11 protein-coding genes are annotated in these 14,322 nt (G+C 67.1%); 10 read left to right on the top strand and 1 reads right to left on the bottom strand.

Annotated elements, in window-relative coordinates; all coding sequences use genetic code 11:
• Positions 1-89: 89 nt before the first annotated feature.
• Positions 90-1,031 (bottom strand): LysR family transcriptional regulator, encoded by a 942-nt coding sequence (locus AC5RUF_RS11745; protein ID WP_494130687.1) that lies wholly within the window; start codon positions 1,029-1,031, stop codon positions 90-92.
• A 111-nt stretch (positions 1,032-1,142) separates the two neighbouring features.
• On the opposite strand from AC5RUF_RS11745, the gene mdlC reads away from it, so the two are divergent.
• From mdlC to AC5RUF_RS11795, 10 genes are all read left to right on the top strand, one after another.
• On the top strand, positions 1,143-2,723 hold the full coding sequence (mdlC, locus tag AC5RUF_RS11750; protein ID WP_494130688.1) for a benzoylformate decarboxylase: 1,581 nt from the start codon (positions 1,143-1,145) through the stop codon (positions 2,721-2,723).
• Between the two features lie 8 nt (positions 2,724-2,731).
• On the top strand, positions 2,732-3,850 hold the full coding sequence (locus AC5RUF_RS11755) for an ABC transporter ATP-binding protein (RefSeq protein ID WP_494130689.1): 1,119 nt from the start codon (positions 2,732-2,734) through the stop codon (positions 3,848-3,850).
• Positions 3,847-5,661, top strand: a complete 1,815-nt coding sequence (locus AC5RUF_RS11760) for an ABC transporter permease (RefSeq protein ID WP_494130690.1) — start codon at positions 3,847-3,849, stop codon at positions 5,659-5,661. The genes AC5RUF_RS11755 and AC5RUF_RS11760 overlap by 4 nt, the downstream gene beginning before the upstream one ends.
• 61 nt (positions 5,662-5,722) lie before the next feature.
• The gene (locus tag AC5RUF_RS11765) at positions 5,723-6,826 is read left to right on the top strand and encodes an ABC transporter substrate-binding protein (protein WP_494130691.1); all 1,104 of its coding nucleotides are present in this window, start codon (positions 5,723-5,725) and stop codon (positions 6,824-6,826) included.
• A gap of 165 nt (positions 6,827-6,991) precedes the next feature.
• Positions 6,992-8,311 (top strand): MFS transporter, encoded by a 1,320-nt coding sequence (locus AC5RUF_RS11770; protein WP_494130692.1) that lies wholly within the window; start codon positions 6,992-6,994, stop codon positions 8,309-8,311.
• 79 nt (positions 8,312-8,390) lie between these two features.
• Positions 8,391-9,578, top strand: coding sequence for an acyl-CoA dehydrogenase family protein (locus tag AC5RUF_RS11775; protein WP_494130693.1), 1,188 nt, complete (start codon positions 8,391-8,393; stop codon positions 9,576-9,578).
• A gap of 25 nt (positions 9,579-9,603) precedes the next feature.
• On the top strand, positions 9,604-10,986 hold the full coding sequence (locus tag AC5RUF_RS11780; protein WP_494130694.1) for an MmgE/PrpD family protein: 1,383 nt from the start codon (positions 9,604-9,606) through the stop codon (positions 10,984-10,986).
• Complete coding sequence (locus tag AC5RUF_RS11785; RefSeq protein ID WP_494130695.1) at positions 10,983-12,128, top strand: hydroxymethylglutaryl-CoA lyase-like TIM-barrel protein; 1,146 nt, start codon at positions 10,983-10,985, stop codon at positions 12,126-12,128. Before AC5RUF_RS11780 ends, AC5RUF_RS11785 begins: the two co-directional genes overlap by 4 nt.
• A complete protein-coding gene (locus AC5RUF_RS11790; protein ID WP_494130696.1) occupies positions 12,125-13,357 on the top strand; it encodes a CaiB/BaiF CoA transferase family protein in 1,233 nt (410 codons plus the stop codon). The genes AC5RUF_RS11785 and AC5RUF_RS11790 overlap by 4 nt, the downstream gene beginning before the upstream one ends.
• Positions 13,354-14,157, top strand: coding sequence for an enoyl-CoA hydratase/isomerase family protein (locus AC5RUF_RS11795; protein ID WP_494130697.1), 804 nt, complete (start codon positions 13,354-13,356; stop codon positions 14,155-14,157). The genes AC5RUF_RS11790 and AC5RUF_RS11795 overlap by 4 nt, the downstream gene beginning before the upstream one ends.
• Positions 14,158-14,322: the final 165 nt, after the last annotated feature.

The following is a 14,322-nucleotide window of genomic DNA, read 5'->3' on the forward strand; positions in this document are numbered from 1 at the left end:
CACCCTTCGTCAAGGCCTCTTTCGCTGGGTGAGATTTGCGGCCGCCCCCAACTGCCCGCAGAAGGCCTCCTGGGCCCTGGGTGAAGCGCCTAGGTGAAGCCGCCGGCCACGCGCACGGAATTGGGGGCCGGGGTGTGCCGGGCCTGCACGGAGGACATCACCGTTGCGCGGAGCCACTCCACATCCGCGGCCGGCATGTCCCGCCTCAGCGTGTACATCGCCACCTGGGTGACAGGAACGTCGAACGGAAGCCGGAAGGAGCGGACCTCGTGGTGCCGGATCATGCGGCTGGCGACGCTTGTTGGGGCATAGGAGACCAGCTCGCTGTCCGCCAGCAAGTCCGGCAGGGAACTGAAGGTGGGTATGACCACGGAGACCCGCCGGTTGATGCCGAGCTCCCGCGCCCGCACGTCCAGGGCGGTGTGGCCGGTGGAGGTTGCCACGGCCACGTGTTCCTCGTCCTCATAGGCGCCCAGGGCAGGTTCCTCGGAAATGCGCGGATGATTGGCGGCGCACAGGCCCACATACTCCTGGTTGAAGAGCAGGTCCCTGCGGATGTCCGATTCGTCCAGCCGGGTGGTGGAGATGGCTGCGTCCGCCGCCCCGGTCCGGAGGTCGTGCAGCACCGTGGCCAGGTTCAGCGACTCCACCTCCAGCGTCACCCCCGGAGCCTGGCTGCGGACGGAGCGGAGGACGGAGGGCAGCAATCCGCTCACGCCGACGTCGGTCATCCGCAGCCGGAAGCGGCGGCCGGATGCGGACGGAGAGAATTCCCCCGGGGTCTCCATGAGGTCATCCAGCGACTCCAGCAGGTGGCGCAGCTTCGGGTAGAGCTCGTGCGCCAGGCGGGTGGGTTCGAGCCGGTGCCCCTTGCGCTGGAAAAGCGAGTCCCCGAAGTGCGAGCGCAGCTTGCGCAGCGTGTAACTGACGGAGGGTTGGCTGATGAACAGCCGTTCGGAGGCATGGGTGACACTGCCGGTTTCATACACAAGGACAAAAACCCGGAGCATCCCAAGGTCGTAAGAGGACATTCCCTGACTATAAAGACCCTCTATGTCGGCATCAAGTATTCATTGTTTGAATTTATGTTGGGCTCTCCTAGGGTGATGTGCAACACATTTACTGATCCCAAAGGCAACAACATGACGACAAACCGCGAAGCGACATATGAATTGTTGCGGCGGCAGGGAATGACCAAGGTCTTCGGCAACCCCGGATCAAACGAGTTGCAGTTCCTCAAGGACTTCCCCGAAGACTTCCATTACATCCTGGGCCTCCATGAAGGTGCCGTGATGGCCATGGCCGACGGATATGCCCAGGCCTCCGGCGAAATCCCGCTGGTCAGCCTGCACTCTGCCGCCGGGACGGGAACCTCCATGGGCGTGCTGGCGAACACCGTCCAGTCCAAATCCCCGGTGGTGGTGCTTTCCGGGCAGCAGCTGCGGGACATGGTGGGCCAGGAAATCATGGTCAGCAGCGCCAACGCGGCACAGCTGCCGCAGCCGCTCACCAAGTTCAGTGCCGAACCCCTCTCCGCGAACGACGTCGTGCGCACCATGGCCCACGCCATCCACCTTGCCGGGATGCACCCCAAGGGGCCGGCCCACGTGTCCATTCCGCATGACGACTGGGACCGGCCGGTGGACGGAAACGCCGGGCTCACCATCAGCCGCACGGTCCAGGACGCCATGTCCCTGGCACCGGCCCAGTTGGAAGAGCTCGCCGCCCTGCTGGACGCCGCCGAATCCCCGGTGCTGGTGCTGGGGCCGGAAGTTGACGCCACCCACGCCAATGATGCCGCCGTGGCCCTGTCCGAACAGCTCGGCGCACCGGTCTGGATAGCGCCGTCGCCGGCCCGCTGCCCGTTCCCCACCGACCATCCGCACTTTGCCGGGCTGCTGCCCGCCAATGTCCGGGACATCTCCGGGCTGCTGTCGAAGCATGACCTGGTCCTGGTGGTCGGGGGACCGGTGTTCCGCTACCACCACGACAAGCCGGGGGCCTACCTGGGGGAGGGGACCCGGCTGATCCAGCTGTCCCAGGACCCGGACGAGCTTGCCCGCGCCCCCTTCGGCGACGCCTATCTGGCACCGGTTGCGGACACCCTCGCCGCCCTCGCCGGCCGGGTACGGAAACGCACCGACGCGGCGGTTCCCGCCCGGACCATCCCTGCCCCGGGCACCGACCGGCCCGGGCGGATGCACCCGGACACCGTGTTCCGGGCCATCCAGGACCTGGGCCCGGAGGACCTGATCCACGTGGTGGAATCCACCTCCACCGCTGAGTCCTTCTGGTCCCACGTGAAGCTGCGCTCGCAGGGCTCCTTCTACTCGGCAGCCGCCGGCGGCCTCGGCTTCGGCCTGCCGGCCGCCGTCGGCATCCAGCTGGCCCAGCCCGGACGCCGGGTGGTGGCGGAAATCGGTGACGGATCGGCGAACTTCGGCATCACGGGGCTGTGGTCCGCAGCCCGCCACCATCTGCCGGTGGTCTTCGTGATCTTCCGGAACGAAACCTACGGGGCCTTGGTCAACTTCGGCCGACGCCTTAATACCTTGGGAACCCCGTCCTTCGAGCTTCCCGGAATCGACTTCGTGGCCATTGCAAAGGGATATGGCGTGCGGGCGGAGTCCGCAACCACCGAGGACGAGCTTCGCGACGCACTGGCCCGGGCGTTCAGCGCGCAGGAGCCGGTCCTGATTGAAGCATTCACCTACTTCGAATAGGCGGAACAATGAAAATTACCATCGAAAACCTCCAGCTGCGGTACGGCAAATTCACCGCAATCGACAACATGAATGTGGAAATCGGCGACCGCGAGTCCGTGGTGCTCCTGGGTAAATCCGGCTGCGGAAAAACCAGCACCATGCGCTGCATCGCCGGGTTGGAACAGCCCACCGCGGGCCGCATCACCATCGGGGACACCGTGGTCTTCGATGCCGAAGCGGGAATCAACCTGCCGCCCAACAAACGCAATGTCGGCATGGTGTTCCAGTCCTACGCCGTCTGGCCGCACATGACCGTCTTCGAAAACGTGGCCTACTCGCTGAAGATCCAGGGGATCGGCAAGGGCGAGATCAAGCAGCGGGTGCATGAAGTCCTGGAACTGGTGGGCCTGGAGGACTTCGCCTCCCGCGGTGCCAGCCTGCTCTCCGGCGGCCAGATGCAGCGCGTTGCCCTGGCCCGCAGCCTGGTCATGCGCCCGGACGTGCTGCTCCTGGATGAACCGCTGTCCAACCTGGACGCGCGGCTGCGTGACCGGCTGCGCATTGAACTCCGCGAGATCCAGCTGCAGCTGGGCCTGACCACCGTCTACGTGACCCATGACCAGCAGGAAGCATTTGCCCTCGCTGACCGGATTGCACTGATGAAGGACGGCATCATTGTCCAGATGGAGGATCCCACCTCCATGTACCTGGAACCGGCCAGCGCATCCATCGCGCACTTCCTCGGCGTCTCCAACGTCCATCCGGTGGATCCGGCTCCCGGCGGCGCGTGGAGCTTCCCGGGCTCCGACCTCATCCTGGCCCCCGCCTCCCCGGTCCGGGAAACGGGCGAGGACCTACGGGCCTGTTTCCGCAGCGAGGACCTGAGGCTTTCCCAGATGGGCGCCCCCGGTGCCAACAGCTGGCGCGGCGTCGTCAAGGTTTCCAGCTTCCAGGGAAGCAGCATCCGCTATGCCGTGGCCCTCGGCGACGGGCACATGGAACTCGATGTCCTTGCCCCGCTCAGCGCCGCGGAGCGTTTCCAGCCCGGACAGGATGTCTGGGTCACGATTGATCCGGCGGCAGTGCAGATCCTCCCGGAGAATCCCGGCCCGCGGACGCTGCAGACGGCGGCGGTGGCCGCATGACATCCACGCTGCGCCCGGTCGAACCCGAAGCCATCCCGTCCCTCGACGGCACCCAAAACCCGCTGCACCGGCCGCACCGGAAACGGTCGCGCGGAGGGCGGGGCCTCGTTCGGCTGAAGAACCTCCGCCGCGAGATCCCCAGCGGGATCCTGGGCGTGCTGTTGTTCTTCCTGATCATCCTGCCCATCATCTTCATTGTCATTGCGGCGTTCTCCACCGCGGTGCCGCGTCCCGGGAACACCCAGGTGGGCACCTTCACGTGGGCCAACTTCGGGATCCTGGGCGCCCCGGAGGGTATCCAGAGCATCATCAACTCGCTGATCATCGGGGCCGGCGCAGGCGTGCTCTCGCTGCTGATCGGGGCACTGCTGGCCTTCATCGCGGCCCGGACCGACGCGCCCTGGAAGCGGTTCATCTACATCACCGGAATTGCCCCGATGTTCCTGCCGGCACTGGTCGGCGCCCTGGCCTGGTCCATCCTCGCCAGCCCCACCGCAGGGCACCTGAACCTCTTCCTGGAGGCCATCGGCATCGGCGGAACGCTGAACATCTACTCCTACGGCGGCATCATTTTCGTCCTGGGCCTGTACTACGCCCCGTACGCCTTTATGCTCACCTACAGCTCGTTCTCCATGATGAACGCGGACCTGGAAGAAGCAGCATCGGTGCACGGTGCCAGCCTGGGCCGCCTGTTCCGCACGGTCACCCTGCCGCTGTCCATTCCTGCCCTGGCCGGCGCCGCCATCCTCTGCTTCACCCTGGCCATGGAAAACTTCCCGGTCAATGCCATCCTGGGCAACCCCGCCGGCATCGAAACGCTTCCCACCTACATTTACCGGCTGATGGCCGGGGACTCCCGTCCCAACGCCGCGGCCGGCATCGCGATTGCCCTCACGGTGGCCGTGGTGGCCGTGACCTGGCTGCAGCAGCGGGTGGTGAACCGCAAGCGGTTCACCACCCTCACCGGCAAGGGGAACCGGCCCCGCACCATTCCGCTGCGCTGGCTGCGGTGGGTGGCCACCGGGTTCGCCACGGCCTACTTCGCGCTTGCCGTGGTCCTTCCCGTTGGTGCACTGGTGTTCACCGCGATGGGGGAGAAGACCTACATCAACCGCTTCGGGGACCTGTTCGGCGGATTCTCCGCCCACCGGCTGATCCAGGCCATAGGCCAGGCAGACTTCCAGCAGTCCACCTGGAACTCCATCCTGATGGCCCTTGCCGCCGCGGTGGCGGGCACCCTGATTGCCTTTATGGCTTCCTATGTCCGGTTCCGGACGACGTCGAAGGCGGGCCAGCTGCTGGAACAGGTGTCCATGCTTCCGCTGGCCATTCCGCAGGTGGTCCTGGGCATGGGCATCCTCTGGGGCTGGCTGACCCTGCCGCTGCCGGTCTTCGGCACGCTGCTGCTGCTGGTGATCGCCACCGTGGCAGTCAACATGCCGCAGGGGTACCGCAGCATTTCCTCCTCCATGCTGCAGATGGACGGGGACCTGGAACACAGCGCGGTCATGCTGGGGGCCGGACGCCTTCGGGCCGTCCGGGACATCACCATCCCGCTGATGCGCACCGGCATGGTGTCCACCCTGCTGCTGCTGCTCATGCTCGGCCTGCGGGAGATGAGCGCCATCCTCTTCGTCTACACCTCGGACACCCGGGTGCTCTCCATCCTGGTGTTCCACAGCTTCGAAAACGGCAGCATCAGCTACTCGGCCGCCATCAGCCTGGTGTTCGTGCTCCTGATCGCCATTGTTGCCATTGCCACCCAGGTGATCGGCATCCGGGAAAAGAAGTTCAAGGAACCCGGCCACTGACTTTTCTACCGGGCAGCGCGAAGGCGTTGCCCGCCCCCCACAAGAATGAAAGGCACCACCCATGAAGAAGCGAATTGGCAGCGTCGCCTCGCTTGCTGCCCTCATGCTGGCCCTCTCCGCATGTTCCGGTGCAACGGCCAACTCCGTGGTCACCGACGAAGCCGAGGTGGACACCAGCAACGGCAGCCTCGTGATCGACGGGGAGCAGATCGCCGACAAGGAAACTTATGAAGCGGCGAAACAGCAGTCCCTCACTGTCTACACGGGCTACCAGGAAGCGAACCAGCACGTCTTGAACGATGCGTTCACCGAAGACACCGGCATCAAGGTGGAGTACGTCCGCGACGTGACCAACAAGCTCTCCGAACGCGTCCTGTCCGAGGCCGGTGCCGGCCAGCTGGGCGCCGACGTGCTGATCACTTCCGACTACAAGGTGGCCAACGCATTTGATGAGGCCGGCATCTGGGACTCCTACGTCCCGGACGCCGTGGCAGACCTGCCGGAGCTGCAGCACAATGACGGCAAGTTCGTGACCTTCGCCAATGTGCCCGTCACCTTCGCCTACAACACCAACAATGTCTCCGAAGAAGATGCCCCCACCTCCTGGGCGGATCTGCTGGACCCGGCCAACGAGGGCAAGATCGGCATTGTCCAGGGCACTGCGGGCGGGTCATCCATTGCCCTGAACCGTTTCATCCAGGAAAAAGTGGACCCGGACTACTGGACCAAGATGGCCGCGCTCAAGCCCACCGTCTATGACAGCGGCGGACAGCGCCAGGAGGCACTGGCCCGCGGTGAACTCAACGTGGCCACCGCCGGAACCGCCGCCGTGAACGTGGCCATCACGGAGGACGGCGCCCCCATCCAGTACGTGGTCCCGGAAGAGGGAATTGTGCTCTTCAGCTTCTTCGCGGGCAAGGCTGCAGATACCAAGAATCCGGAGGCGGCGGAGCTGTACCTGAACTACGCGCTCTCCGAGCGGGGCCAGTCCGTGATCCGGCAGGTGGGGGACTACTCGGCACGTGCGGATGTGGATCCGCCCGTGGCCGCAGGCCGTGAACTGCCCGCCCTGAACTCCGACCAGGTCTGGCTGATGCCGGCCGAGGATGAGCTGAAGTACGCCACCGAAGACGCCGCCCTCTGGCGGAGTGCCTTCGGCCGCTGATCCGCCGGGCGGCCCGTCAGGGCACCGTACGGCCGGCGTTCACCTCCGCACCGAACGCCACGCAGAGCCCGGCACGGACCCCGTGCCGGGCTCGCTTTATGTCCAGGCCCGTTTTGGGACGGGTTCAACCGACTCCACACGGGCTCGACCGATATTGGGGGAAACATGGCTACCGGTACCGGCCCGGCCGTCCAGGGACATCCGTTCGCCGCACTCCGCCACCGGGGCTTCGCCCTGTTCTGGACCGGAGCGCTGCTTTCGAACACCGGGACCTGGCTGGGGAACCTTACCGTTCCGTATGTGCTGTACCAGAGCACGGGCAGCGCCTTCTGGGTGGGACTGGCCGCGGCCGCGCAGTTCGGCCCGGCCCTGGTCCTCTCGCCGCTCGGCGGGCTGCTGGCTGATTCGCTGGACCGCCGCCGGCTCCTGTTGTGGACCCAGATGTGCATGGGCGCCGTGGCGGTGGCCATGTGGCTCCAATGGTCCTCCGGCCTGCACTCGCCCGCGCTGCTGATCGCCCTGCTGACCCTCTCCGGCGTGTTCAACGGGCTGAACAACCCCGCCTGGCAGTCACTGGTCAATGACCTGGTGCCCCGGGGTGATGTGCTCTCCGCAGTCACCCTGAATTCCTTGCAGTTCAACCTGGCCCGCGCCGTCGGACCCGCCCTGGCCGGCGTCCTGCTGGCCACGCTGGGCGCCACCTGGGCGTTCTTTTTCAACGCGGTCTCTTTCGCAGTAGTGGTGGTGAGCCTGCTCTTTGTGCGTGCCTACCGGACCATGGAGCGGCCGGCACACCGGGAGGGTTTCGTGGTGCAGTGGCGCCGGGCCGGCGCGTACCTGGCGTCCAGCCGGCCGCTGCTGCTGGCCGTTGCACTGTGCTGCGTGGTGGGAATGCTCAGCAACCCCGTCTTCAGCATGACCGTGGTGTTCGCCGAAACGGTCTACCGCACGGACACCATCGGACTCGGACTGCTGACCGCCGCCCTGGGTGCCGGCTCGGTGCTGTACGCCCTGGCCGGGCTGCTGCCCCGCCGCCGGCCGCCCTCCTTCGCCCGCCGCACGCAAGTCGGCATCACCGTACTGGGAATCGGCCACGTTCTGCTTGGGGTGGTCTCCGGACTGGGCGGGGGAATCATTGCCGCGGTCCTGATCGGTGCCGCGTTCCTGGCCGCCATGTCCACCTTCAACTCCGTCATCCAGCTGCTCGCGCCCGATCCGCTCCGCGGCCGCATCCTGGCCGCACGGCACATGGTGTTCTCTACCTCGGTGGCCGCCGGCTCGCTCCTGGCCGGCCTGCTCACGGATGCCCTGGGCGTCCGGACCGCCTTCCTGCTGCTCGGTGGCGCGCTGCTGCTGGCCGCGCTGGTCCTGGCCTGCGTCCCCCGGGCGGCAGCGTTGCTGGACTGCGCGGGTGCCGACGCCGGGGGTGCCGGTGCCGCGCAGGCGCTCGCCAAAAGACGCCGACCCGGAAACTCCCGGCCCTAATTCCACCCGGTGATACATCCGGTTCCACCCAGCTCCGTGCTTCGTTTCACTGGTGTCTAACACGACATAAGGAGTAACCATGGCAGATTTCATTGAGTCATCGGCATTCGGCCTCACAGAGGACCAGCTCGTCATCCGCAAGGCCATTGATGATCTGTGTGCCCCCTTCGACAACGAGTACTGGCGCAAGCACGACGCCGAGCACACCTACCCGGAAGAGTTCGTTGACGCGCTCTACGAAGCCGGCTGGATGAGCATGCTGATCCCGGAGGAATACGGCGGCGGCGGTGCCGATATCCGCGACGCGGCCGTGGTGCTGGAGCAGATTGAGCGCAACGGCGGCCACGCCGGGGCGGCCCGCGCCGGCATGTACACCATGGGCGCCATCCTGCGGCACGGCTCCGAGGAGCAGAAGGCGGAGTGGCTGCCGAAGATCGCCTCCGGTGAGCTGCGCCTGCAGTCCTTCGGCGTGACGGAGCCCGACGCCGGATCCGACACCACCCGCATCAAGACCTTCGCGGTGCGGGAGGGTGATGACTACGTGGTCAACGGCAACAAGATCTTCATTTCCCGTGTCCAGCACTCCGACCTGCTGCTGTTGCTGACCCGCACGGCCAAGCGCGAAGACGGCGTCAAGCCCACGGATGGTTTCACCGTGCTGCTGGTGGACCTGAAGACGGCGCTCGCCAACGGGCAGATCGAGGCCACGCCCATCAAGACCATGGTCAACCACGAGACCAACGAGCTGGCCATCCGCAACCTGCGGGTGCCGGTGGCCAACCGCATCGGCGAGGAGGGCAAGGGCTTCCGGGTGATCCTCTCCGGCATGAACTCCGAGCGCGTGATTGTCACCAGCGAATACATCGGCGCCGGCTTCTACCTGCTGGACCGAGCGGTGCAGTATGCCAACGAGCGTGAGGTGTTCGGCCGCAAGATCGGCCAGAACCAGGCGCTGCAGGTGCCCCTGGCCCGGGCCTACGCCCAGCTGCAGGCCGCCTCGCTGATGCGCTGGCGGGCCGCCGAAATGTACGCGGCGGGGGAGAACCCGCGTTTCGAAGTCAACGGCGCCAAGTTGCTGGCCTCCGAAGCGCTGTGGGCCGCCGCCGACGCCGCGTTCGATACCTTCGGCGGATACGCCGCAGCGGAGGAGTACGGCATCGAGCGCAAGTGGCGCGAGGCACGGCTGCCGCGCACCGCGCCCATCAGCAACAACCTGGTGCTGGCCGGTATTGCCCACGGCACCCTCGGCCTGCCGAAGTCGTTCTGACGCCTTGGCCGGGTACACAGCGGAGATGGGCGCCACGGAGGTCCTCGCCTCCTATGCCGTGGCCGGCACCGGGGCCGGCGCGGACCACCGGGCAGAGGTGGCTCGGGCACTGATTGACACGGTGGCGGTGGCGCTGGGCAGCACCGGATCCGCCGGGGAGACGATCCTGCGCAACTGGGCCCGGACCCAGTCGCCGTCGGGACCCGCCACGGTGTGGACCTCGGGGGAGCGGACGTCGGCGTCCAACGCGGCGCTGGTCAACGGGACGGCGGCGCACCTGTTGGATTTCGACGACATCTCTCCGTCCATGCCGCTGCACCCCAGTGCCGTGCTGATGCCGGCACTGGTGGCCGCCGCCGAGGCGTGGGGCGGCCCGGCCGCCGTGCCGGAACGCTTTACCGGCGCGTACGACGTCGGGGCGGCAACGTTCCGTGCGCTGGCGGACCTGCTGCCGCAGCACGTCCACTATGCCCGCGGCTGGCACAGCACATCCACCGTCGGCCGGCTGGCCGCGGTCGCCGCCCTGGCCCGGCTGGGCGGCCTGGAGGTGGATACCACCCGGCACGCGCTGGGCCTGGTGTCATCGCTGGCTGCCGGGTCGCGGCCCAATTTCGGCTCCATGACCAAGCCGCTGCATGCCGGCACGGCCGCCCGCGATGCGGTGATGGCGGTGGAACTGGCCCGGGCGGGATTCACCGCCAATCCGGAAGAGCTGGAAGCGCCCAACGGGTTCCTGGAACGCTACGGCGATCCGCTGCTGGCACCGGTGGGTTCGGCTGCGCAGACCCTGGACGAGCGCCTGGAGTACTGGACCGATGCCTGGATCCAGGACTGGGGGCTCAAGCGCTACGCCAGCTGCTACGGAACCCACCGCGGCATCGACGCCATGCTGCAGATCCGCCGGCAGCATCCCCATCAGCCGCCGGTATCGGTAAAGGCAACGCTGCACCGCCGCGGAACCCGGCCGCTGCGCCGGACCGCCCCGACGTCGGGCACCGAAGCGAAGTTCAGCCTGGAATACGTACTGGCCGTGGCCTACCTGCGCGGCCGGGTCACCTTGGATGACTTCACCGAGCAGGCCTTCGCCGATACCCAGGTCCAGGCGCTGATGCGCCGGGTGGTGGTGGGTGAGAGCGACAAACCGCCGGTGGGGCCGGAGGAGTATGCCACCGGGTTCACCGTGGTGGAGGCAACCTTCGCCGACGGAACCACCGGCGCGGCCCGCGTGGAAATCACGCACGGCCAGTATGCAGACCCGCTGACGGCCGCCGAGCTGCGCGACAAATGCGTGGAGTGCGTTGTGGCGGGCGGGAACCCGGCCGCACTGGCCGACCAGATCATTCAGGCGGTCTCGGACGCTCCGGGGCCGGCCTTCACACGTCTTCTTATTCCAGGAGGGAACTCATGAGCAAGGGCAGGCCAACCGTGGTCATCCAGGAGGAGGGCATGCGCGAAGGCATGCAGATCGAAAGCCGCGACATCCCCGTCGACGGCAAGATCCGCCTGCTGGATGCCCTGTCCCGGACCGGGTTGAAGCACATCATCGTAGGCTCCTTCGTCAGTCCCAAGTGGACACCGCAGATGGCCGAGGTGGAGGCCGTCATTGACGGTTTCACCCCGGCGGAAGGCGTGGAGTACACGGCCATCGTGCTCAACCGGAAGGGCGCCGAGCGCCGGGCGGCATACGCCTCCAAGCTCACCCTCCCGGATCCCGCCCTGGGCCGGATCAAGGTCCACCTCTGCGACGTGTTTGTCCGGCGCAACGCCAACCGCAGCCAGCAGGATGAACTGGACCAGCTGGACAGCGCCGTGGCCTCCGCCCGCGACGCCGGCATCACGCACGCGGAGATTTCCATCAACGCGGCCTGGGGATCGAACTGGCTGGGCGAATTCACCGAGGATGAGCGGATGCGGCTGCTGCAGCTGCAGTATGACGCCTGGACCTCCGCCGGGATCCCGGTGACCCGCATCCAGATCGGCGACCCGATGAGCTGGAACACCCCGGCGGCGGTGCGGTCCATGATGCGCCGCGTGGTCCGGACCTGGCCCGAGGTCCGCAACTACCACCTGCACCTGCACGACGCGCGGGGGATGGCAATGCTGTCGGCCTACGTGGCGATGGAGGAACTGGATGAGCGCCACACCCTGCTCATCGACACCGCCATCGGTGGCATGGGCGGCTGCCCCTACTGCGGCAACGGCCGGGCCACCCGGATGATCCCCACGGAAGACTTTGTGCACCTGCTCGAATCCGAGGGGATCGAGACGGGAATCGACCTGCCCCTGCTGATCGAGGCCGGAAAGATTGCCGAGGAGGTGGTGGGGCATCCCCTGTGGTCCAAGGTGACCGCCGCCGGTCCCCGCCCCACTGGTGCGGACGTTTATCCGATGGACATGCCGTTCATTGAAACCTTCGAGGAAGCCCAGCACTTCCGGCTGGGGCCCTCCGTCTATCAGGGGGCACTCTCGCCCTGGCGGGAGCCGGTGCAGTCCCCGGCACGGGAGAACTACGACGCGCGGCTCGCCGCAGGAAAGGAACCGGCGCTATGAGTACCCAGGGATCCCTGAAGGGAATCCGGATCATTGAAATCGGCACCAGTGTGGCCGTTCCCTACGGCTGCCAGATCCTGGCCGACTTCGGGGCCGAGGTCATCAAGGTGGAACGCCTGGGCGGCGGCGACGACGCCCGCACCTGGGCGCCCCTGAGCGGCGGCATCTCCATCACCTTCCTGTCCCTGAACCGGAACAAGAAGTCCGTGGTCCTGAACTACAAGGACCAGCGCGGCGCGGAACTGCTCGAAGAGCTGCTTGAATCCGCGGACGTCCTGGTGCAGAACCTGCGCCCGGGAGCACTGGCGGCGGCTGGGTTCTCCTGGGAACGGATCCGGGAGATCAACCCGCGCCTGGTCTATGTGGAAATGACCGGGTACGGGCGCACCGGACCGCGCAGCCAGCAGCCCGCCTATGACGCCATGCTGCAGGCCTACGCCGGGGTGGTGGCCATGACCGGGTCCGACGACGGCCCGCCGGCCCGGGTGCCGCTGTCCATGATGGACATGGGCACCGGCATGTGGCTGGCTCTGGGCGTTTTCGACGCGCTCCGGCGCCGCGAGCAGACCGGCGAGGGCACCCATGTGGAGGTCTCACTGCTGCAGACCGCCCTGGCCTGGGTCAACACCCCGCTGATGAGCGTCGCCGCCGGCGGGGCCGTCCCCGAACGGCTCGGCTCGGGGTTCCGCGGCAACGTCCCCAACGGAGCCTTTCCGGCGTCGGACGGCTACGTGTTCCTCTCCGTGGGCAACAATGAGAGCTTTTACCGGCTGCTGGACGCCCTTGAGGCCCCGCACCTGCGGGACGAACCGGGGTTCGAGGACAACCTGGCCCGCGTGAAGAACCGGCACGTGGTCAATGAACGGCTCAGCGAAGCAACCGCGAAGTTCACCATGGATGACCTGCTGCAGCGCCTGGAACGAGCGAAGGTTCCGCACTCCGCGGTGAACACCCTGGACCGGGTCCTGGCCGACCCGCAGGTGGAGGCCCTGGGCCAACTGGAGGGCGTTCGGCATCCGGTCCTGGGCGACGTGACTGTGGTGAACACCCCGGTCACCTTCAACGGGGAGTACCTGGCCCAGCGCCGGACCCCGCCCGAACTCGGCTCGGACACCGCGGACGTCCTCACGGCCCTGGGGCTCACCAACGAGCAGATTGACGGACTACTGGCCGCCGGCGTCATCGAGACCGGCACCGGCCGGACCGCCACGGAAGGAGTAAGCGCATGAGCGACGGACTGATCACCGGCAGCCCCGAGGAAGTCCTGTACGAGGTCCGGGACTCGGTAGCCTGGATCACCATCAACCGGCCGGAGCGGCGCAACGCCATCAGCCGGCACACCGTCCAGCTCCTGGTGAAGGCCTTCGTGGAGGCCGGGGAGGATCCGGATGTCTGGGCCGTGGTGATCACCGGCACCGGCGACAAAGCGTTCTGCGCCGGCGGCGACATGAAGGAAATGGACAGCGTGGCCCGCGCCGGACGGCAGGTGCACACCCCCATGACCGGTGAGTACCGTGCGCTGCTGGAAGTGATGCTGGAGACCTACAAACCCGTGATTGCCGCCATCAACGGCCATGCCCTGGCCGGCGGCTGCGAAATAGCCCTGGCCTGTGACATCCGGATTGCGGTGGAGGGAGCCACCATTGGCCTCACCGAGGCCAAGCGCGGCATGGGCGCCAACTTCGGCTCCGTGGTGCTGCCCCGGCTGATTCCGCGCGCCCTGGCCATGGACATGCTCTACACCGCCCGGATGGTGCCGGTGGAGGAGGCCCGGCAGATCGGGCTGGTCAACAACGTGGTGCCGCGGGAGGAGTTCGACGCCGCGGTGAAGGACTACGTGGCCGGCATTGTCGCCAACTCCCCGGTGTCCCTGCGCCGCTACAAGGAAATGGCCACCAAGAGCTGGGGGTTGCCCGTCAGCTCGGCGCTGCGCCTGAACGTGGGCCCCAATCCGTACACCAGCGAGGACCGGGCCGAGGGGGTCCGCGCGTTCCTGGAGAAGCGCACCCCGCAGTGGAAGAACAGGTAGGAAGCGGACATGGACATGGTCAAGGCTGAGGAATGGGCGGTTCCGCGCGGCGGCGTCTGGACGAACGGCGGCGGCGAGCCGCTGCCGGTGCGCGAGGCGGCCACCGGCGAGGTGATCACCACGCTGCGCACCGCATCCGTGGCGCAGGCGGAAGAAGCCGCCCGC

It is taken from the genome of Arthrobacter sp. Y3224198, assembly GCF_059090025.1.

Excerpts from the sequence above, each read along its gene's own strand:
- AC5RUF_RS11765 (WP_494130691.1), top strand. The coding sequence starts at position 5,723 with ATGAAGAAGCGAATTGGCAGCGTCGCCTCGCTTGCTGCCCTCATGCTG.
- AC5RUF_RS11795 (WP_494130697.1), top strand. The coding sequence starts at position 13,354 with ATGAGCGACGGACTGATCACCGGCAGCCCCGAGGAAGTCCTGTACGAG.
- AC5RUF_RS11785 (WP_494130695.1), top strand. The coding sequence starts at position 10,983 with ATGAGCAAGGGCAGGCCAACCGTGGTCATCCAGGAGGAGGGCATGCGC.
- AC5RUF_RS11745 (WP_494130687.1), bottom strand. The coding sequence starts at position 1,031 with ATGTCCTCTTACGACCTTGGGATGCTCCGGGTTTTTGTCCTTGTGTAT.
- AC5RUF_RS11770 (WP_494130692.1), top strand. The coding sequence starts at position 6,992 with ATGGCTACCGGTACCGGCCCGGCCGTCCAGGGACATCCGTTCGCCGCA.
- AC5RUF_RS11755 (WP_494130689.1), top strand. The coding sequence starts at position 2,732 with ATGAAAATTACCATCGAAAACCTCCAGCTGCGGTACGGCAAATTCACC.
- AC5RUF_RS11760 (WP_494130690.1), top strand. The coding sequence starts at position 3,847 with ATGACATCCACGCTGCGCCCGGTCGAACCCGAAGCCATCCCGTCCCTC.
- mdlC (WP_494130688.1), top strand. The coding sequence starts at position 1,143 with ATGACGACAAACCGCGAAGCGACATATGAATTGTTGCGGCGGCAGGGA.
- AC5RUF_RS11780 (WP_494130694.1), top strand. The coding sequence starts at position 9,604 with ATGGGCGCCACGGAGGTCCTCGCCTCCTATGCCGTGGCCGGCACCGGG.
- AC5RUF_RS11790 (WP_494130696.1), top strand. The coding sequence starts at position 12,125 with ATGAGTACCCAGGGATCCCTGAAGGGAATCCGGATCATTGAAATCGGC.
- AC5RUF_RS11775 (WP_494130693.1), top strand. The coding sequence starts at position 8,391 with ATGGCAGATTTCATTGAGTCATCGGCATTCGGCCTCACAGAGGACCAG.